The sequence below is a fragment of the Photorhabdus laumondii subsp. laumondii genome (assembly GCF_003343245.1).
Lineage (GTDB): Bacteria > Pseudomonadota > Gammaproteobacteria > Enterobacterales > Enterobacteriaceae > Photorhabdus > Photorhabdus laumondii.
Map to the genome: position 1 here is coordinate 5,515,392 of NZ_CP024901.1, position 21,036 is coordinate 5,536,427.

A 21,036-nucleotide genomic window follows, 5' to 3' on the forward strand; every position below is an offset into this window, starting at 1 on the left:
ATAGCGTTGTAATTTTGTGTAAAAACAGGTCTTTCCTCTATGCAACATATTCATTTTGACGCCATTGTCATTGGTTCTGGTCCCGGTGGAGAAGGAGCAGCAATGGGATTGGTGAAACAGGGTAAAAGCGTTGCTGTTATTGAACGCTATAATAATGTCGGCGGTGGTTGTACTCATTGGGGTACCATCCCGTCTAAAGCCCTCCGCCACGCCGTCAGTCGTATTATTGAATTTAACCAAAATCCTCTGTACAGTGATAATTCCCGCGTTCTTCGCTCTTCATTTGCTGAAATCCTGCGCCGTGCTGAAATGGTAATTAATCAGCAAACTAGAATGCGTCAAGGATTTTACGAACGTAATGGGTGTCGTATGTTTTCCGGAGAAGCAACATTCATTGATGACCACCGGGTGAGTGTGCGCTATGCTGACGATAACCACGATATTTTAAGCGCAGATAAGATTATTATCGCAACTGGTTCTCGCCCATATTGTCCGCCAGATGTCGATTTCACTCACTCCCGTATTTATAACAGCGATTCCATTCTGAAACTGGATCATGAGCCACGGCATGTCATTATTTACGGTGCCGGAGTGATTGGTTGCGAATATGCTTCAATCTTCCGTGGATTAGGCGTAAAAGTTGATTTGATTAACACTCGTAATCACTTACTCGCCTTCCTTGATCAAGAGATGTCAGATGCACTTTCTTACCATTTCTGGAATAGCGGTATAGTGATCCGCCACAATGAAGAATATTCTAAAATTGAAGGTGTTGATGATGGTGTTATCGTTCACCTTAAATCCGGTAAAAAAGTCAAAGCTGACTGTCTGCTTTATGCTAATGGTCGAACAGGTAATACGGATACTTTAGGGCTAAAAAACGTTGGTCTAGAAGCAGATAGCCGCGGTTTACTGAAAGTTAATAAGATCTATCAAACCAGCAACGAAAATATCTACGCTGTAGGAGATGTTATCGGCTATCCAAGCTTGGCCTCAGCTGCTTATGATCAAGGCCGAATTGCCGCCCAAGCGATGACGAAAGGAAACGCCGAAGTTCATCTGATTGAAGATATCCCAACGGGTATCTATACCATTCCTGAAATTAGCTCTGTAGGTAAAACCGAACAGCAATTAACAGCAATGAAAGTGCCTTATGAAGTTGGACGCGCACAATTTAAACATCTTGCACGCGCACAAATTGCGGGGATGAACGTAGGAAGCCTGAAAATACTGTTCCACAGAGAAACAAAAGAGATTCTTGGCATTCATTGTTTCGGGGAACGTGCGGCTGAAATTATTCATATCGGCCAGGCAATTATGGAACAGAAAGGTGAAAGTAATACTATCGAATATTTCGTCAATACTACTTTCAACTATCCAACTATGGCTGAAGCCTACCGTGTCGCGGCTTTAAACGGCCTTAACCGGCTATTTTGATTGCCCGTAATAAGTGCCCATTTTAGCTCTAATAGCCTCTGCAAGTTGCTCATAGCGACCACGCAGAGGTGAACCAGGACGATAAATCAAAACAACAGACCGCTTAGGTTCAGGGCTGTTACACTCCAGATAGCAGACGCCATCACGTTTTTTCTCTTGTGGCACTGCCAAATCAGGCAATAAGGTTATTCCACTACCGGCAGCAACCATATTACGCAGGGTTTCCAAACTGGTTGCACGAAAATGGGTATCTTCCTTCGCACCAGCCTGAAAACAGAACCCCATTGCCTGATCACGCAAGCAATGACCATCTTCTAGCATCAACAATTTTTCACCTGCCAATTCATCCATAGCGATTTTTTTACGCTCCGCCCAAGGATGGTCATCATAGATAGCTAGTTTCATGGGTTCTTCAAACAATGGCACTTCAATGAAATCTCTTGTCTCCTTAACCATTGCCAGAATCGCACAGTCCAATTTGCCACTATCCAACTGGGCTAACAGACTTTGAGTCTGGGCTTCATACAGATACATTTCCAACTTAGGAAACAAACTATGAAGCCTAGGGATAATATGAGGCAACAGATATGGACCAACTGTCGGGATCAAGCCAATATGCAGAGGACCAGACATATTTTCCCCTTGAAGTGATGCCATTTCCTGCAAAATCCTCACCTCACGGAGAACTGTTCTGGCTTGTTCTACTAATAACATCCCTTGCTGCGTAAACAAAACTTTACGGCTGGTGCGCTCTAATAACATGACCCCCAGATTATCCTCAAGCTTACGAATTTGCCCGCTTAACGTAGGCTGGCTAACGTGGCAAGAATCAGCAGCATGGCGAAAGTGCCGATGCTCCGCAAGCGCCACAAGATATTCCAGATCGCGGATATTCATTCCCACCTCAACATATTTAATATAAATGATAGAAACTACCAATAGATAATTATATCAATGTGAGGAAAAGACTATCAGATAATCCTTAAAAACTTATATATAAAGATCTCACTTATTTTACAGGGGATATACCCGTCATCTTTCAAGTTGCCTCTTTGTTGGCTGCACTCGCTCACCCCGGTCACATAGTTACCTATGCTCCCGGGGATTCACTCCCTTGCCGTCGCGATGCATCTTGAAATCCATAGGGGATAGATTAATCCCCACTGCTGACGATGACTAACTTAATTTTAGCCTCTGTTTAGCCTCTACAATCGCTTTCATAACTTGTTTTGGCGATACGCCACCTTTTGCAAGGCGTTTGTCCAAGCAAGATTGCAGAGACAAAATATCATATACATCTTCAATAATTGCACTGCTGAACTTCTGCAACTCTGTCAATGGCAACGCTTCCAGAGCCTTACCCTGAGTAAGCGCCATCATCACAATTTCCCCAACAATATGGTGGGCTTCACGGAATGGAACCCCTTTTGCAACCAAATAGTCAGCTAATTCAGTCGCGTTAGCATAACCCTGTTTAGCTGCTTCTGCGCAACGTGAACGCCTGACCTGAATACCGTCTAACACCAACGCAGCCATATGCAAACAATCCAGCCAAATGTCCAGCGCATCAAACAACCCTTCTTTATCCTCCTGCATATCTTTATTATAAGCCAGCGGCAGACCTTTCAAGGTCATCATCATACCGGTTAATGCCCCCTGCACTCGGCCACATTTACCACGGATTAACTCCAGTGCATCCGGGTTTTTCTTCTGTGGCATCAGAGAAGAACCGGAAGTGACTCGATCTGACAGTTCAATAAATCCTGCTTCACCGCTATTAAAGAAAATGAGATCTTCCGCAAAACGGGAAAGATGGATCATACTAATGCTGGCATTAGATAGCAGTTCCAATACATGGTCACGATCTGAAACACTATCTAGGCTGTTACGCGTCGCTGAAGCAAAACCTAGCCATGATGCTAGTTGTTCGCGGTCAATATCATAAGCGGTTCCAGCCAATGCACCGCACCCAAGCGGGCTAGTATTCAGCCGTTTTAAAGTATCCTGTAACCGATTTTCATCACGGACCAACATTTCTACATATGCCAAGCACCAGTGAGCAAATGTAATAGGCTGCGCTCTTTGCAGATGGGTATAACCCGGCATCACCGTATCCTGATTCTTCTCTGCGGTGATCACCAATACCTGTTGTAATTCCACAATTGCCTGATGGAGATGTGAAATGTATTCTTTACACCAAAGTTTAAGATCTGTTGCCACCTGATCGTTACGGCTACGACCAGTGTGAAGCTTCTTACCCAGCCCACCAACTTTACTGATCAACTGCCCTTCTACCCAACTATGGATATCTTCTGCATCACTTTGCAAGATGGCTTGTGGGTTAGCCTGAACCTCATTCAGCAATTCATTTAATGCCAGCTCCAATCTTTGTTGTTCTTCAACGGTCAACACACCAACCGTTATCAACGCTTTCGACCATGCAACTGAACCGGTAATATCCTGTTCCGCTAACCGGTAATCAAAGCGAAGTGAATCGTTAAATTGTTTGAACCGTTGATCTGCTTTCTGACTGAAACGCCCGCCCCAGAGTGCCATATTTTTGTTCCTGATTATCTGATGTCTGAGTGATTGATTACCTTTCATAAACAGCAATTTCATTCGCAACATGGAGATAATAGACTCGAAAAATCAAATACAAGGATGAATTCACGATCTGGTCATTACCTCCATAACTACGAACGATGAAATTACTCTTTACTATTTAATGCCCGAATGCGCGAAGGGAGAGAATACAGACGGATAAATCCTGCTGCATGGCTGTGATCGTAAACCTCATCTTCACCAAACGTTGCAAACGCTTCAGAATAAAGGCTATTTGTTGATCTTTTCTGGATCGCTGTTACCTGCCCTTTATAGAGTTTCAGTACTACTTCACCGCTGACATCCGCAGCCAACGTCTCAGCCGCTGCCTGAATAGATCGACGTAGCGGGGCAAACCAACGTCCGTCATAAACGACATAAGACATTTCTAGCCCAAGCTGCTGACGCCATTTAAAGCTATCGCGGTCCAGAACCAGTTGTTCAACACCACGCAACGCAGCCATCATGATGGTTCCTCCCGGTGTTTCATAACAACCACGAGATTTCATTCCCACCAGCCGGTTTTCCACGATATCGATACGACCGATACCATGTTTTACTCCCAGAATATTCAGCGCTTCAAGGCATTGATATGGAGACATTACTTTGCCGTTGACCCCAACAACCTCGCCTTTCTCAATCATGACACTAACCAATTCAGCTTCATCTGGTGCCTCTTCTGGATCGACTGTCCACACCCAACAATCTTTATTGGATGCATTCCAAGTGCTTTCCAGTACGCCACCTTCGGTAGAGATATGCCACGCATTCTCATCACGGCTGTAAATTTTCTCCAATGTTGCAGTGGTTGGAATATCTCGTGCTTTCAGATAATCCAGCAACGCTTCACGGGAACGTAAATCCCACTCTCTCCACGGTGCAACTACTTTTAGCTGAGGGGCTAATGCCGTATAAGTGCTTTCAAACCGAACCTGATCGTTACCCTTACCTGTTGCACCATGAGCAAGTGCATCTGCTCCTACTTTCAGTGCCAATTCAACCTGTGCTTTAGCAATAATGGGGCGTGCCATTGAAGTGCCCAACAAATAGCTACCTTCATACAGAGCACCGGTTTTCAGTACCGGATAAACATAATCTTTAATGAATTCCTCACGCAGATCCACAACGTGACATTCTGACGCGCCAGAACGCAAAGCTTTCTGCTCCACGCCTTCCAAATCTTCACGGCTTTGCCCCACATCAGCAACAAACGCAACAACTTCACAGTTGCCATAATGCTCCTTCAGCCAAGGAATAATGGCAGAAGTATCCAGACCACCAGAATAGGCAAGAACGATTTTTTTGATATCTTTAGTATGCATGAAGTTACCCTTTGAAATTCCGTTGTTATTTATCAGCAAAGCTTTGCCGAAAATTAATCAAACTTAATTTAAGCCAGAATACGAGTACCGACGGGAACACCGTTAAATAGATCGGTCAGTTGATCTGCATGACGCCAACTGGCGATATCTACCGGACGATCTAATGTCCTGGCTGCATCTAGAGCGGCATTCACCTTCACAATCATACCGTCAGTAATGATGCCATGAGCAATAAGCTGTTCTGCTTTCTCAACATTTATGTCAGGGATTTTCTGCCCTTTACCATCCAAAATACCGCTAACATCAGAGAGCAATACCAAATCAGCACCTAGCGTCTGAGCTATCGCCGTTGCTGCTTGATCGGCATTCACATTCATCAGCTCCCCTTTATCCGTTACCCCAATCGAGCTGATAATGGGCATATAACCCGCATCCAATAACGTTTTCAGCAACTTAGCATCGCCCGGCATCGCTTTTCCCACATGCCCCAACTCTTCACTCAGTTGGGAAACCGTGACCACATTACCATCTCCTAAATATAATCCAACTGATGCAAGTTGATATTTAGTCGCCCACGACAACAAGGTCTTATTGGCGATACCAGCCAATGCGCCGGTGATAATCCCAATCTGATCAGCGGGTGTTACTCGTAATCCTTGTTCCTTCACTATCGGTAGCTGCAACTTCTCCATCAGCTCATCCACCAGATATCCCCCCCCATGAACAACAACCAACTGGCGTTCATGTGTTTGCCGATATTCCTGCAATGCAGTAAACACACGTTCCAATGCTTCTTCATTGTCCAGTAACACGCCACCTAACTTTATGACTAAAGGTTCCATCTGCTCTACTCCTTCACGTCAATAATTAAAGTAATGCCTGAGTTTCTTCAAACCCAAAACGTATATTCATACACTGAACTGCCTGAGCTGCCGCGCCCTTCAAAAGATTATCCTCAGTACCTACAACAATCAGATGGTCACCCTGTACAACAAAACCAATATCACAGAACGGTAACCCAACAACGGATTTCAATGCTGGTACTCCTTTGCTGTAAAGCCTTACCAATGGCTTATCTTTGTATGCTTGACGATACACCTCATCTATCTGTTCTGCGGTAACACCCGGCTTCAACTTACAGGTAATTGTGGCAAGAATACCCCGGGCGAAATTGCCAAGATGTGGAGTAAAAACCACTCTGGTTCCCAGATGTTCCTCAATCTCCGGTTGATGACGATGGGTAAATATTCCATAAGGTTGCAAACTGATTTCGCAGAAACTGTTGGTCATACTGGCTTTCCGGCCTGCTCCACTTACACCACTAGTCGCATTAATCACCGGCCAATAGCTGATATCCAGCAAACTATTTTCCAACAGCGGTTTCAGGCAGAGTTGAGAAACTGTTGGGTAACATCCCGGTACAGCAACTAATTGGGCCTGTTTGATGTTTTCAGCCTGCCATTCGGCAAGTCCATATACTGCTTGTGCTAACCATTCAGTATGCTTATGTTTGAATCCGTAGTATTGTTGATAAATCTGAGCATTTTGTACGCGGTAGGCACCGGAGAGATCAAATACAGTGCAACCTGCTGCCAGAAATAGCGGCGCAATGTCATGACTAACTTCATGGGCGGTGGCAAGGAAAACCACATCAATCCCTTTAGCAGCATTAATAATATCAGTCAGCGGTTGCAGCGGTAGATCAACAATGCCTTTATACTGTGGATGTAAATCTGAGAAGCATTTATCTGCATCAACGCTCTGAGCAGAAACCATGAGCCTAATCAGATTCATATGCGGATGACGATGCAGATATGCTGCCAGTTCTGCTCCGGTGTAACCACTTGCACCAACAACCAGCGTATTCAACATAGGATATCGTTACCTTGTGCTCAGTATTTAAACGGGATAATGTATTTTTATTCAAAAAAAATGCATGAATATTGATACTATCATGAATAAAGGCTGTCAACAGTGAATATTAAATTACCTCCATTTATTGAGCTATTTCGGCAATTAATCGCGACTCCATCTATCAGTGCCACCGATATCAGTATTGACCAAAGTAACGAGTCTCTCATCAACCTACTGGCAAGTTGGTTGAAAGAAATTGGTTTCGAAATTGAGATACAGCCCGTCCCCGAAACCCTCGGAAAATACAATCTACTAGCTACATTGGGACGTGGCCCAGGTGGATTACTATTGTGTGGACACACTGATACCGTACCCTTCGACGAAGGTCTCTGGACGAAAGATCCTTTCACCCTGACAGAGCGCGATAACAAACTGTACGGTTTAGGTACAGCAGACATGAAAGGCTTTTTCGCCTTTATTATTGATGCGTTGCGGGACATTGATGTCAGCAAAATAACCCGTCCGCTGTACATTCTGGCAACCGCAGATGAAGAGACGACAATGGCGGGAGCCCGCTATTTTGCCGCAAGTACCACTATCCGCCCAGATTTCGCTATTATTGGTGAACCCACTTCATTGCATCCTATCTGTGCACACAAAGGACATTTATCAAACGCTATCCGCATTGTTGGCCAATCCGGGCACTCCAGTGATCCAGATCGTGGTATAAATGCCATTGACTTGATGCACGAATCTATTGGTCACCTGATTGAACTACGCAATACATTAAAAGAGCATTACAACAACCCGGCGTTTACCATTCCATACCCAACCATGAACTTCGGCTATATTCATGGAGGTGACGCAGTAAACCGTATTTGTGCCCATTGTGAATTACATATGGATATTCGCCCATTACCGGGACTAACGCTACAGGATCTGAACGGACTGCTAAATGAAGCGCTAGAACCAATGAAGCAACGTTGGCCTGGCCGCTTAACTATCGATGAATTACATTCCCCTATTCCCGGTTATGAATGTCCAACCGATCACAAAATGGTTGACGTGATTGAAAAACTGCTAGGGCGCAAAGCTGAAACGGTCAATTACTGTACCGAAGCACCCTTCATTCAGAAAGTATGCCCAACTTTAGTCCTTGGCCCGGGCTCTATTGAACAAGCACATCAACCGGATGAGTTCATTGATATGTCATTTATTGGACCTACCAGAAAGATAATTTCCCAGTTAATAGATCATTTTTGTCTAAGCAATAATTAATCGTTTTACTCGTCCCCCAAAAGTCAGGGGGACTCAAGCATCATAACAATCAACAAAAGTACTCCTCCCAAGCATTCTGATACATAAGCAATACTTATAGAGTATGACCTGCCATTAAATTTTAGAAATTTCGCCCAAACTGATTATTTTCTGATATGAATATGAGGGCTTAGGGTCAATGCAACACTGTGGCGCCACAAAAAATAACTTCCCGCCACTTAAATAAAATTTTTCTACAGAAACAGAATCAACATTCTGCCAGCAATAAAGGCTAAGAGTCACATGAACCAACAATATTCTGCAATGCGTAGTAATGTCAGCATGCTAGGTAAGCTGCTCGGAGACACGATCAAAGAAGCTTTAGGAGAAGATATTCTCGATAAAGTTGAGACTATCCGCAAATTATCCAAATCATCCCGCGCAGGTAATGAAGCACACCGCCAGCAGCTATTATCTACATTGCAAAACCTATCTAATAATGAACTGTTACCAGTTGCCCGTGCTTTCAATCAATTTCTCAACCTGACAAACGTCGCAGAACAATATCACAGTATCTCCCCGCATGGTGAAGCTGCCAGCAACCCCGTTGCGTTAGCGAAATTATTCACTCGCTTAAAAGAAAAAAATTTCAATAATGGCGATCTGAAAAAAGCGGTAAATGAACTGTCTATTGAACTGGTTCTCACCGCTCACCCAACTGAAATCGCTCGTCGTACATTGATCCATAAACTGGTAGCCGTTAACACCTGTCTATCGCAACTCGATCACGATGATCTAGCGGATTATGAGCGTAACAACATTATGCGCCGTCTGCGCCAGTTAGTTGCCCAGTCATGGCATACCGATGAAATCCGCAAAATCCGTCCTACCCCAATTGATGAAGCGAAATGGGGGTTTGCTATGGTGGAAAACAGCTTGTGGGAGGGTGTACCAGCATTCCTGCGTGAATTCAATGAACAACTGGAAGAGTCAATTGATTACAGCCTGCCAGTTGAAGCGGTACCTGTCCGCTTTACTTCTTGGATGGGCGGCGACCGGGACGGTAACCCGAATGTCACCGCTGAAGTCACTCGTCATGTATTACTGCTTAGCCGCTGGAAAGCAGCCGATCTATTCCTAAAAGATATTCAGGTTCTGGTTTCTGAGCTCTCCATGTCTGAATGCACACCAGAAGTTCGTAAACTAGCTGGGGGTGATGAAATTCTGGAACCTTACCGAGAAATTGCTAAAAAATTGCGGACACAACTCAGCAATACATTGACCTATTTGGAGAAGCAACTGAAAGGAGAGCAAGTTCTGCCACCAACTGATTTGCTGGTGGATAACGAACAGCTTTGGCAACCACTTTACGCCTGTTATCAGTCACTAAAAACCTGCGGGATGGAAATCATTGCCAACGGTCAATTATTAGATATCTTACGCCGTATCCGTTGTTTCGGCTTATCGCTGGTACGCATCGATGTACGTCAAGAAAGCACTCGCCATACAACTGCCATTTCTGAACTGACGCAATACCTGGAATTAGGTGACTACGCCAGTTGGTCAGAAGAAGAAAAACAGGCTTTCCTACTGTATGAATTACACTCCAAACGTCCATTGATTCCACACAACTGGCAGCCGAGCGCTGAAACGCAAGAAGTTTTCGCAACCTGTAAAGTGATTGCCGAGTCACCGCAAGACGCTATCGCCGCTTACGTTATCTCAATGGCTAAAGCACCTTCTGACGTATTAGCAGTTCACTTGCTACTGAAAGAAGCCGGTTGTCCGTTCACTTTACCCGTTGCCCCATTGTTCGAAACCCTTGATGACCTGAATAATGCTGAAAATATCATTCAGCAATTAATGAATATTCAATGGTATCGCGAACTGATTCATGACAAACAGATGGTGATGATTGGTTATTCTGACTCAGCAAAAGATGCCGGAGTGATGGCTGCGGCATGGGCACAATACCGAGCACAGGATGCCTTGATCAATGTTTGTGAAAAAGAGGGTATTACGCTGACCTTATTCCATGGTCGCGGCGGTACTATCGGCCGTGGCGGGGCGCCAGCACATGCAGCGCTGCTTTCCCAACCACCGGGAAGCCTGAAAGGTGGCCTACGTGTGACCGAGCAAGGCGAAATGATCCGCTTTAAATTCGGTCTGCCACAGGTCACTATCAGTAGCTTAGCCTTGTATGCCAGTGCGATTCTGGAAGCAAACCTCCTACCACCACCGGAACCTAAACCAGAATGGCATCAGGTGATGGATACCCTATCTGATGTTTCCTGTAAGATGTATCGCGATTATGTGCGTGAACAGCCCGATTTTGTACCTTATTTCCGCGCGGCAACACCAGAACAGGAATTAGCCAAACTGCCTTTAGGTTCTCGCCCAGCCAAACGTCATCCGGCGGGTGGTGTGGAAAGTTTACGCGCTATCCCGTGGATTTTCGCCTGGACACAAAATCGTCTAATGTTACCAGCCTGGTTAGGTGCAGGTGCCGCGCTACAACAAGTTGTAAATGATGGGAAACAGGATGTACTAGCAGAAATGTGCCGTGATTGGCCTTTTTTCACCACTCGGATTGGTATGTTGGAAATGGTCTTCGCCAAAGCTGATTTGTGGTTGGCAGAATATTATGATCATCGTCTGGTAGATAAGAACTTATGGCCGCTAGGTCAGAAACTGCGCAAGCAACTCTCCGCGGATATTAAGACGGTATTAGCCATTTCCAAAGATGAACACCTAATGGCAGATTTACCGTGGATTGCAGAATCAATCGCCCTGCGTAATGTTTACACTGATCCATTAAACGTCCTACAGGTAGAACTATTACTCCGTTCCCGTCAACAGCAATATTCTGATCCACAGGTTGAACAAGCGTTGATGGTCACCATTGCCGGTATCGCAGCAGGAATGCGAAATACAGGTTAGTCGCAGTCAGACAGGAGACAATCTCCGCACGACGGTAGTAACACTATTGAGCACAGTACCGGTATCTTTTTTCTCCAGACAACCCCGTACAACATGTGCTCAATAGACAACGAAAAAGAAGCCATTTTTCACCAGACGAAGCCTAATTTAAGAAAAATCCCTTATCACTTATCCAACCCTTTTTCCGCAGTAAAATAAGCACGGAAGCAATAACCCCCGCAAAAATTTCGATCATTACATAAATAAAATTTAATAATGTGATTTTCTCTCACTTCCCTAGAATTGTGCTTTTCCATTTCTAAGAGGATTCAGTCGTGAAGAAAAATAAACTTGCCATATTGCTATCTCTTGCTTCCTTGTTTGGCGTTAATGCCTATGCCCAAACAGAGCAACCGAAGGAGGTCCCTACTGCTCAAAATGCCCTGGCAGCTCAACCTCAGCTACTGCCTAACCCTGAGAGTCCTATTCGGGCTGAAGAAGATAAAAAGCTCGACATTAAATCTGGGGTAGCTTACGCCCCTGCACCTCCGCTAACCAATATGTGGGTCTATGCCGTTGGCTCAACGAATTGCGGATGGGAATACACTTCCAACTTGCCGGTGACAAACTGCAATCATGGAGGACAGCAGCTCCGCGCCGCCGTTCTGGAAGTTGGCTACGGCTATAACTCCTTTGCTTGGATGAACGGCGGCGCACTGCCATACTCGCTGTACTCTTCTACACCTGTTTGCATCACAAACGGGTACTACAATTGGCCATGTGCTGCGGGCCAAATTGTGGTTGGTTTCCTTAAGGAATACAGCCTCGATGGCTACCAGAACGGTATCTTCAGCTACCAGAACACTTCCGCTAATTGGCCTCGAAATACCATGTCAACGCAGATTAGCATTCTTTGATCTACTGCTGAAACCCGCTTAAGAGTCTGTAAAGGGCGGGAAACCGCCCTTGTTCATTTTTACGAATAGATATCGACGCCGATGGTTTAGCCTCGTAATTAAGTAATTATATTAAATTAACTTAAAAGTTTACTTCTGTGAATTTTTCACAAATTATTTCCGTTAGGCTCCCTCTGTAGAAGTGCCTGTACCCAGTAATAAAGTCATTAATCAACGAATGCACAAAATAATATCGCTCGTGGCTTACAATAATACACCTGATTAATCTCTTAAAGCTTCTTAAGGTTTTTCGCCTAAACTTTATGCCACGAACTCCCTTGAATACTTAACGGCGGCCATTCTTGGCTTTCAGTGATAGGTGCCGTAGCCGTAAGGTCCCTAGCTTGCTGTAACATCCGCTCGACCAAGTTGGTCAACAGCTCAGCATCCAGCCTCTCCAACCATTCACGGCTCCAGAGCAGAGTCTCTCCCTCACCACTACGGCTCAGTTGCAATGATGGCCAATCGGCCAATGTAGCCAACGAACAAGGTTCGACATCACCTAGTGGAATAAACAAAGTTACCAACTCATCGCGTTGGCGGATATGCAAACTAAAAGGGCCGAGAGGTAGATCGAGCCCTTCCGCATGCAGAGATTCTTCGGTCTGCCCAAGGCGTCGGCACAGTTCCGATAATAAGGCATTAAACATGGTTACTCTTTATGGTTGTCAAACACAGATTCAGTCGGCGGCCACAGGTTAGCGATCGGTGGATTACTCGGCGTGCCTTGCAACCTACCACCTATGGTCGCAGCCCAAGGATCGATGACGTGTGCTTGCTTACCCCAAGTTTCGGGTTTGCTGAGTTCACTGTTGGGATCGCGACCGACCACTACAAAGCAGTGGGTCTGGCTATGCCCCTTGGCACCACGATGAGCGACTACCTCAATGCGCTGCTGGTTATCTTGATTGTGCTTCATCAGCTCGGCTGCCGCGGAGTAGGCAAAAGTCGTGCAGCAACCAGCTTGGGCTTGAGCGACACAGGCGGCAATAGATTTCAGTTGGTTAAGACTGACGTTTCCTCGTTTAGCGGCAATAGCCGCCATATTGGACATATCATTGGCCTGTTTGTTAGCAGCCTTGCGACTCTGACTGCCCCCAAATGAATCCAATCTCTCTTCAACCTGCCGACGATGAGAGCTGTGCTTTCCGACGAATGTAAGTCCATCAGTACATGCATAAGTTTCCATCTTCTGTAAGGCTGGCATAGCCTGCTTTAACATGGCCTGAGGGCTAGTCGTCGTCACCTTTGGCTGGAGGGTACGCACCACAGCGCCTTGTTCTGCCAGAGCCTGTTTAAGCTCGGCAAGGCGGGTACTACGAGCCGCCACCTCTTTAGGGTGGTGGCTCTCCCAATGCTGGATAGCATCCTGCACCCGTTGGGCCTGCGCACTGTTGGGAGCACTCTGCAACTGGCGCAATTCGGTGATCAAATGCTTGAGATCCGAGCTCTGGAAGTGCAGAGGGCCACGTCGGACAGACTGTTCGAACAAGCGGTTACCCTGTTCAAGTAGGGGAGAAGCTGCTGCGTGCTGAGGAACTTGCGTTTGGCTAAGCAGCGTATGGCCGCTAATGGATGAAATTGGCATAACTTTTTCCAACATAAATTGAATTAATTAAGGTCATCTTAGTATTTTTCCTACCCTACTTATGTAAAAAAGTGACCCGATTTTTATCTGTTTTAGGTGTCAGAAGAGAAGGATTATCTGGGGATAGGTGCCTGGGATTATTGAAGCATAACAGTTCATACTGGACGAAGGCTTATGGCGGACTTTACTTATTAAACCAAGATAATCTAACAATGACAGTCCAGGATTTTCAGGCATTCACAACCGCTTTGAATGACGCTTTCACTCCCAATACTGCTTTACAAAATGCAATAAATGCTGCGCGCAAGGTGAAACGTGTTTGAAGAGCAATTCCTTGATCCAAGCTACCATCAACACAAGGCTTTCACTTCTGGAGTAAACGAGCTTGACGATTACCTTCAACGCTTTGCCGTCCAACAAAGCAAAAATGGAATTACATTATCCAGCCACCGATAATTCGGTACTCCATACTTATTAAGCAAATAAGCAAATAAGCAAATAAGCAAATAAGCAAATAAGCAAATAAGCAAATAAGCAAATAAGCAAATAAGCAAATAAGCAAATAAGCAAATAAGCAAATAAGCAAATAAGCAAATAAGCAAATAAGCAAATAAGCAAATAAGCAAATAAGCAAATAAGTAAATAAGTAAATAAGTAAATAAGTAAATAAGTAAATAAGTAAATAAGTAAATAAGTAAATAAGTAAATAAGTAAATAAGTAAATAAGTAAATAAGTAAATAAGTAAATAAGTAAATAAGTAAATAAGTAAATAAGTAAATAAGTAAATAAGTAAATAAGTAAATAAGTAAATAAGTAAATAAGTAAATAAGTAAATAAGTAAATAAGTAAATAAGTAAATAAGTAAATAAGTAAATAAGTAAATAAGTAAATAAGTAAATAAGTAAATAAGTAAATAAGTAAATAAGTAAATAAGTAAATAAGTAAATAAGTAAATAAGTAAATAAGTAAATAAGTAAATAAGTAAATAAGTAAATAAGTAAATATACCCAAGAAACTTCAAGATGCAGTTTTTAGCACCTGAAAATGGTCGTTAATTCTAGACATCAGCGAGTCCGCTATATCCGGTAGCGTTGTGGTGAAAAATTTGAAGACGTTGTCTCGAAATTCATGTTTATCCGCAAAATAACGGTTATTTCGAACCTGTTCATTCATGACCTTCCATAATCGCTCTATTGGGTTTAAATTTGGGCTATAGGGAGGAAGGTAATGTAACTCAATATTGCTAACATAAGCCCACTCCTTAACAAGATGAGCTTTGTTGTAACCCGCCCCATCCACAATAAGATGAATTTTTTGATGATAGTCAGGATAAGACTTTCTTATTTCATTGAAAAAACAGCAAATATTGTAGTCATTGATGGTTTGATATTCCTGGAACACCGTACGACCAATGGCATTCAGGTTGAGCGCGCCCAATATATTCAGGCGAGTCCGGCTTCCTGTTGTTTTGACTGTTTTTTTCTCGCCTTTTCGCATCCAGCCATAACCGAGTTTGGTGCCTTGAGTCGGGTGAACAGCATCAAGAAAAAGGATGGGTTCGTCTTTCGCTGTGACTTTAAGATTCTCATAATATTCAATAAATTGTCGCTGTTTTTCTGCGTCGAATTTATGAGGGACGCCACAAGGTTTTTTATAAGAAAAACCCTGACGGTGTAGCCATTTATTCATGCCGGGAATGCTAAAGGTAATATTCCAGAGCTGAGCAACATAGGCCACGATTTCATGGGTGTGATGGAAAAGATGTTGAGATAAGTGATTGATTAAAAAATCAGTTTGTTCTTGAGAAAGCAAACTATCAGACCCCCCATTATCAGATTTAAGTTTACCTTGATTAAGGTAATCGCTGATATGACGGTTAACGGTCATTTCATGAAGACGCAGGGCCTGAGCGATCATCACTGAACTCCAGCCTTCAGAGGCCAGCAGGACCGCTTTGATGCGATCACACTCCCTCTTATCACGGCAGGTGTGATGGAGATGTTCAAGTTCGGCTTTTTGTTCATCGGTAATGAATATTTTCATAGCGAGGATAATGATCTCCATTTCGGATAAAATCAAGCATCTTCAATGATTACGGGTATAAGTAAATAAGTAAATAAGTAAATAAGTAAATAAGTAAATAAGTAAATAAGTAAATAAGTAAATAAGTAAATAAGTAAATAAGTAAATAAGTAAATAAGTAAATAAGTAAATAAGTAAATAAGTAAATAAGTAAATAAGTAAATAAGTAAATAAGTAAATAAGTAAATAAGTAAATATAAACCAAAAACCATATAAATTAAACTTAAATAATATAGAAACCTAAAGTTAATTTAAAATTTACCTTCTATAAATATCTCATAAATTGCTTCTATACCCTATGGATTTCAAGATGCATCGCGGCGGCAAGGGAACGAATCCCCGGGAGCATAGACAACTATGTGACCGGGGTGAGTGAGTGCAGCCAACAAAGAAGCAACTTGAAAGATAACGGGTATATACCCAAGAAACTTCAAGATGCAGTTTTTAGCACCTGAAAATGGTCGTTAATTCTAGACATCAGCGAGTCCGCTATATCCGGTAGCGTTGTGGTGAAAAATTTGAATACTTTGTCTCGAAATTCATGTTCATCCGCGAAATAACGGTTATTTCGAACCTGTTCATTCATGACCTTCCATAATCGCTCTATCGGGTTTAAATTTGGGCTGTATGGCGGAAGGTAATGTCACTCAATATTGCTAACATAAGCCCACTCCTTCACAAGATGAGCTTTGTTGTAACCCGCCCCATCCACAATAAGATGAATTTTTTGATGGTAGTCAGGATAAGACTTTCTTATTTCATTGAAAAAACGGCAAATGCTGTCATCATTGATGGTTTGATATTCTTGGAACACCGTACGACCAATGGCATTCAGGTTGAGCGCGCCCAATATATTCAGGCGAGTCCGGCTTCCTGTTGTTTTGACTGTTTTTTTCTCACCTTTTCGCATCCAGCCATAACTGATATGGCGGTCAACAGTGGTCTGATGGAGTCGCAATGCCTGGGCTATCATCATAGAACTCTACCCTTCAGAAACCAGAAGGATAGCTTTTATATTCTGTCTCGTACTTGACCATCGCGAGTGGTGTCGTGAAGACGTTCAAGTTTGATTTTTTGTTCTGATGTAATAAATATTTTCATAGCGAGGATAATGATCTCCATTTCGGATAAAATCAAGCATCTTCAATGATTACGGGTATATATTAAATAATTTAATTAATAACAAAGTTTTATTTATTACTATCCTTACCCCCCATTCAACTCTATAAAATAAATATCAACAACATATTAATCCTAATTATCCAACGAGATAATAAAAATTTAAGCTTTATAAAGATACAACAGATAAAAAAACATGCTCTCACCAAGGCATATCCTTAGTAAGAGCCAAAGATTAAGGACGAACACCCAAAGTATGACAAATTGCATAGCTCAGTTCTGCGCGGTTTAAGGTATAAAAATGAAAATCCTTCACACCTTCGCGGCTTAAAATCTTCACCATATCCATTGCGATAGAAGCACCAACTAAATTTGCGCTTTCAGGATCATCATCCAGCCCATCAAACATTCTGGTCATCCAACTTGGAATACGCACATTAGTCATTACAGCAAAACGTTTAAGCTGACGGAAATTGGATACCGGCAAAATTCCCGGTACGATTTCCACATCAATCCCGGCAGTCACACAGCGGTCACGAAAACGCAGGTAACTTTCCACATCGAAGAAGAATTGGGTAATAGCACGGTTCGCACCCGCATCAATTTTCCGTTTCAGGCTAATCAGATCAGCCTGAGAACTTTTTGCTTCAGGATGAACTTCAGGGTAAGCCGCAACGGAAATATCAAAATCCGCTTCTTTCTTAAGTAACTCAACCAGATCAGACCCATACATTTTGGGTTTTTCACTGTTTTCCGGTAAATCACCCCGTAAAGCCACAATATGGCGAATACCATTTTTCCAATAATCACGGGCGATTTCGCACAATTCATCACGGCTGGCATCAATACAGGTAAGGTGCGGAGCCGCTTCAAGGCCAGTTTGCTCTTTTATTCCCTTGATTATGCTATGGGTACGATCACGCTCGCCAGAGTTAGCACCATAAGTAACGGAAACAAATTTAGGCTTGAGGGTGCTCAGGCGGTTAATGGATTTCCACAGGGTTTTTTCCATCTCGGCTGTGCGCGGTGGAAAGAATTCAAATGAAACACGGATCTGTCCTTCCAGTTCAGCCAGATTCTGATTCAGCGCCTCTCGCTGATTTGCGTGAAAAAAACTCATATCCTGCACCTCGTTAACAAGCGGAATAATTTCCCATATCAATAATTTGCCAGTTACTTTTATTTACACATCTAAACACCTATACGTTTAGACGTCCAAAATAAGATGAAGGATCGGCATTTTTTAGTCAACAACAAATTTGAGTTAAATCGGTGAGGAATATTCACCATGAATCGGAAAAAAATTCATCAATGAATCTTTGGCTTTGTTTATATCGGCTTAGTGGATCGATAGCTAAGGCAGCAATGAGGAAAGATGCCCTGCTCAGGACATCCCCCCTCTCGTTACCTCAAATATCAAGCGAAGGAAATCACATCTGATTTAGTCAGTGGAGGTTCGAAAGCTTAAAGCAGTTGTGACAAACGGTTAAGATCAGACTGAATCGCTCCGGCTGTCACGTCACGGCCTGCCCCCGGCCCACGGATCACTAACGGATTATCACGATACCAACGGCTCTCAATCGCAAACACGTTGTCGCACGGTAGCAAAGACGCCAATGGATGATCAGGACGTACCGCCTCAACACCCACCTTTGCCTTACCGTTCGCATTAAAACGGGCAACATAACGCAGCACCATGCCCATTTCCTGCGCCGCGGCTAATCGCTGTACCATCTGCTCATTGATAGCACCGCTATTATCAAAGAATTGTTCAATAGAGCCTGATTCTGCTTCTTTCGGCACCAGTGACTCAACACGCACTTGCTCTGGCTCAATCTCATACCCTGCTTCACGGGCAAGGATAATCAATTTACGCATCACATCCTGACCAGACAAATCAATACGCGGATCAGGTTCTGTCAATCCCTGTTGCCACGCCTGTTCGACTAAATCACTAAATGGTACTGAACCATCAAATTGCAGAAACAGCCAAGATAATGTGCCGGAGAAAATGCCACTAATGGACAAAATGGTATCACCACTCTCCCGTAAGTCCCTCACGGTATGATTGATAGGTAAGCCAGCGCCAACTGTTGCATTGTAAAACCAATGGCGACCTGTTTTGGCAAATGCATCACGAATAAAACGATAATCGCGGCTACTGGAAGCACCCGCAATTTTATTGGCACTGATAACATGGAAACCATAGCTGGCAAAATCGCTGTAACATCGAGCGAGTTCTTCACTTGCCGTCACATCCAGAATCACCAAATCGTCATAAGGATGTGCTCGCATCCAGAGAAATAATTCATCAACATCATATTCTGTCGCTTCGTCATCAAAAAAAGCTAACGCTCGACTAGCATCAATCCCTTGATAGTCGAGTAAACTCCGGCGACTATCCGCCACACCGGCCAGAACAAATTCAAAATCACTGCGAGCCGAAATGTTTTTCTGCTCACGAGCGAATAACTCCAACCAACGAGAGCCAATATTTCCTTTACCAAACAAAATCAGACCAATCCGCTTTTCAGCACGGAACAAACTCTGATGCAATCCCTGAATCACATGTTCAGTCTGATTAGTCCGCAACACAGCGACAAGGCTGATGCCATCCTCCGCATGCCAGATAAATTCTACCGGCTGATCTTTAAGTTGCTGATAAAAACGGTGGCAATGTAATGGGTTCTTGCATACACCAGCGCCAACCAGTGCCACCAGCGCCAAACCTTCTCTAAGGGAAAGTTTCCCCGGAAGCGTAGCATCTTCCAGCACACTCAGTGCACTATTCACCACTTCGGAGGTGTAACAGAGCTGAATCAAATTACAGTCTAGATGGATGCCTGTCGCCAATGGGCGAATTTGTTCTCGCTTTAACAACAGATCAATATCTTTGTATGTCTGTTTAAAATTATGATGAGCGGCCACATGCAACTCAATCAGGCAAACATCATCGTGACTAGTAACAATTTTTGCGCCAGTTCCAGAAGCCAAAACTCTTTCAATACGCGTTGATCCTTGCTCCGGCTGGTAACTGCAACGTAATAGCAAATCAATATCACTAAAGGAAACAGGCTGTAAGGTACGAGCATGCAACACGGGTGCGGCAAGACGAGCAAGCTCGCTGGCTTCATCCAAACGTAATAGTGGTAACAAACAGGCATCTTTGACTTTTCTCGGATCAGCACTGTAAACACCAGCAACATCACTCCAGATGGTTACCCGCCTCGCCCCTGCCAAAGCCCCAACCTGAGTTGCAGAGTAGTCACTGCCATTTCGCCCCAATAACACTGTTTCTCCATCATGATTACTGGAGATAAAACCGGTCACCACCAGTCGTTTATTTAGATTTTGTGTTAGCAACTGATTTAGCAATGGTTGGGAAAGGGTAACATCAATTTGCGGCTGAGCCGCCCGTTCCGCGCGTAAAAACTGGCGGGCATCCACCCAAGCGCTAGGAATACCCTGAGCTTCAAGCACAGCCGACATCAAACGCGCAGACCAGATCTCTCCGTGCCCCACCACTTCTGCATAAGTCACATCACTAACTGGTTTATCCAGTAATGCACTTAGCTTTTCAAGATCGGCAATAAAACGCTTCACCAACTCTTCAGCAACAGTCTCAGGTAGCAAACCTCTAATCAGATCCTGCTGATAACGGCGCAGAACCTGCTGTACCTGATGAGCAGAAATACGGTCGCTCTGGCTAAGTTTAAGCCAATTAATTAACTGGTTAGTCGTGCTGCCTGCCGCGGATACCACCATTAAATCACCGGGTTGGCTGTAATTAGCCATAATCTTGGCTACCCGTTGATAACATTTCACATCCGCGAGACTACTTCCACCAAACTTATGTAATTGGCGGTCATTTTCCGCCGTTGCAACTACCAGTGCACCCAT

Annotated in this window: 14 protein-coding genes and 1 pseudogene; 4 read left to right on the forward strand and 11 right to left on the reverse strand. The window is 43.7% G+C overall.

Annotated elements, in window-relative coordinates; translation table 11 throughout:
- The first annotated feature begins 39 nt into the window (after positions 1-39).
- On the forward strand, positions 40-1,437 hold the full coding sequence (gene sthA, locus PluTT01m_RS24405; RefSeq protein ID WP_011148807.1) for a Si-specific NAD(P)(+) transhydrogenase: 1,398 nt from the start codon (positions 40-42) through the stop codon (positions 1,435-1,437).
- Here the strand turns inward: sthA and oxyR are convergent.
- The 5 genes from oxyR to argC all read right to left on the reverse strand — a co-directional run bounded on the left by oxyR (position 1,429) and on the right by argC (position 7,232).
- The gene (gene oxyR, locus PluTT01m_RS24410; RefSeq protein WP_011148808.1) at positions 1,429-2,334 is read right to left on the reverse strand and encodes a DNA-binding transcriptional regulator OxyR; all 906 of its coding nucleotides are present in this window, start codon (positions 2,332-2,334) and stop codon (positions 1,429-1,431) included. The two genes, sthA and oxyR, sit on opposite strands and share 9 nt — an antisense overlap.
- Positions 2,335-2,613: 279 nt before the next feature.
- Positions 2,614-3,993: an argininosuccinate lyase gene (gene argH, locus PluTT01m_RS24415; protein ID WP_011148809.1), complete on the reverse strand. Its 1,380-nt coding sequence runs from the start codon at positions 3,991-3,993 to the stop codon at positions 2,614-2,616.
- Positions 3,994-4,145: 152 nt separating this feature from the next.
- Positions 4,146-5,360, reverse strand: coding sequence for an argininosuccinate synthase (locus PluTT01m_RS24420; protein WP_011148810.1), 1,215 nt, complete (start codon positions 5,358-5,360; stop codon positions 4,146-4,148).
- Positions 5,361-5,428: 68 nt separating this feature from the next.
- Positions 5,429-6,202 (reverse strand): acetylglutamate kinase, encoded by a 774-nt coding sequence (gene argB / locus PluTT01m_RS24425; protein ID WP_011148811.1) that lies wholly within the window; start codon positions 6,200-6,202, stop codon positions 5,429-5,431.
- Positions 6,203-6,227: 25 nt separating this feature from the next.
- Positions 6,228-7,232, reverse strand: a complete 1,005-nt coding sequence (gene argC / locus PluTT01m_RS24430; protein ID WP_011148812.1) for an N-acetyl-gamma-glutamyl-phosphate reductase — start codon at positions 7,230-7,232, stop codon at positions 6,228-6,230.
- 102 nt (positions 7,233-7,334) lie between these two features.
- Between argC and argE the strand changes: the two genes are divergently transcribed.
- The 3 genes from argE (at position 7,335) to PluTT01m_RS24445 (ending at position 12,307) form a co-directional block, all read left to right on the forward strand.
- Entirely contained in the window at positions 7,335-8,492 is a 1,158-nt protein-coding gene (argE, locus tag PluTT01m_RS24435; RefSeq protein WP_011148813.1) for an acetylornithine deacetylase, read from the forward strand.
- Between the two features lie 282 nt (positions 8,493-8,774).
- The gene (ppc, locus tag PluTT01m_RS24440; protein WP_011148814.1) at positions 8,775-11,411 is read left to right on the forward strand and encodes a phosphoenolpyruvate carboxylase; all 2,637 of its coding nucleotides are present in this window, start codon (positions 8,775-8,777) and stop codon (positions 11,409-11,411) included.
- 314 nt (positions 11,412-11,725) lie between these two features.
- Positions 11,726-12,307, forward strand: a complete 582-nt coding sequence (locus PluTT01m_RS24445; protein WP_011148816.1) for a YolA family protein — start codon at positions 11,726-11,728, stop codon at positions 12,305-12,307.
- A gap of 293 nt (positions 12,308-12,600) precedes the next feature.
- Here PluTT01m_RS24445 and PluTT01m_RS24450 read toward each other — a convergent pair whose 3' ends face one another.
- The 6 genes and pseudogenes from PluTT01m_RS24450 to PluTT01m_RS24485 form a co-directional block, all read right to left on the reverse strand.
- Positions 12,601-12,996: a type III secretion system chaperone gene (locus tag PluTT01m_RS24450; protein WP_011148817.1), complete on the reverse strand. Its 396-nt coding sequence runs from the start codon at positions 12,994-12,996 to the stop codon at positions 12,601-12,603.
- Positions 12,997-12,998: 2 nt separating this feature from the next.
- Positions 12,999-13,934, reverse strand: coding sequence for a hypothetical protein (locus tag PluTT01m_RS24455; RefSeq protein ID WP_041381239.1), 936 nt, complete (start codon positions 13,932-13,934; stop codon positions 12,999-13,001).
- A gap of 1,018 nt (positions 13,935-14,952) precedes the next feature.
- Positions 14,953-15,978: an IS630-like element ISPlu19 family transposase gene (locus tag PluTT01m_RS24465; RefSeq protein ID WP_011144720.1), complete on the reverse strand. Its 1,026-nt coding sequence runs from the start codon at positions 15,976-15,978 to the stop codon at positions 14,953-14,955.
- 469 nt (positions 15,979-16,447) lie between these two features.
- Positions 16,448-17,118, reverse strand: a pseudogene (locus PluTT01m_RS24475) (IS630 family transposase).
- 253 nt (positions 17,119-17,371) lie between these two features.
- The gene (gene metF, locus PluTT01m_RS24480) at positions 17,372-18,256 is read right to left on the reverse strand and encodes a methylenetetrahydrofolate reductase (RefSeq protein ID WP_011148819.1); all 885 of its coding nucleotides are present in this window, start codon (positions 18,254-18,256) and stop codon (positions 17,372-17,374) included.
- Between the two features lie 344 nt (positions 18,257-18,600).
- A complete protein-coding gene (locus PluTT01m_RS24485) occupies positions 18,601-21,036 on the reverse strand; it encodes a bifunctional aspartate kinase/homoserine dehydrogenase II (RefSeq protein WP_011148820.1) in 2,436 nt (811 codons plus the stop codon).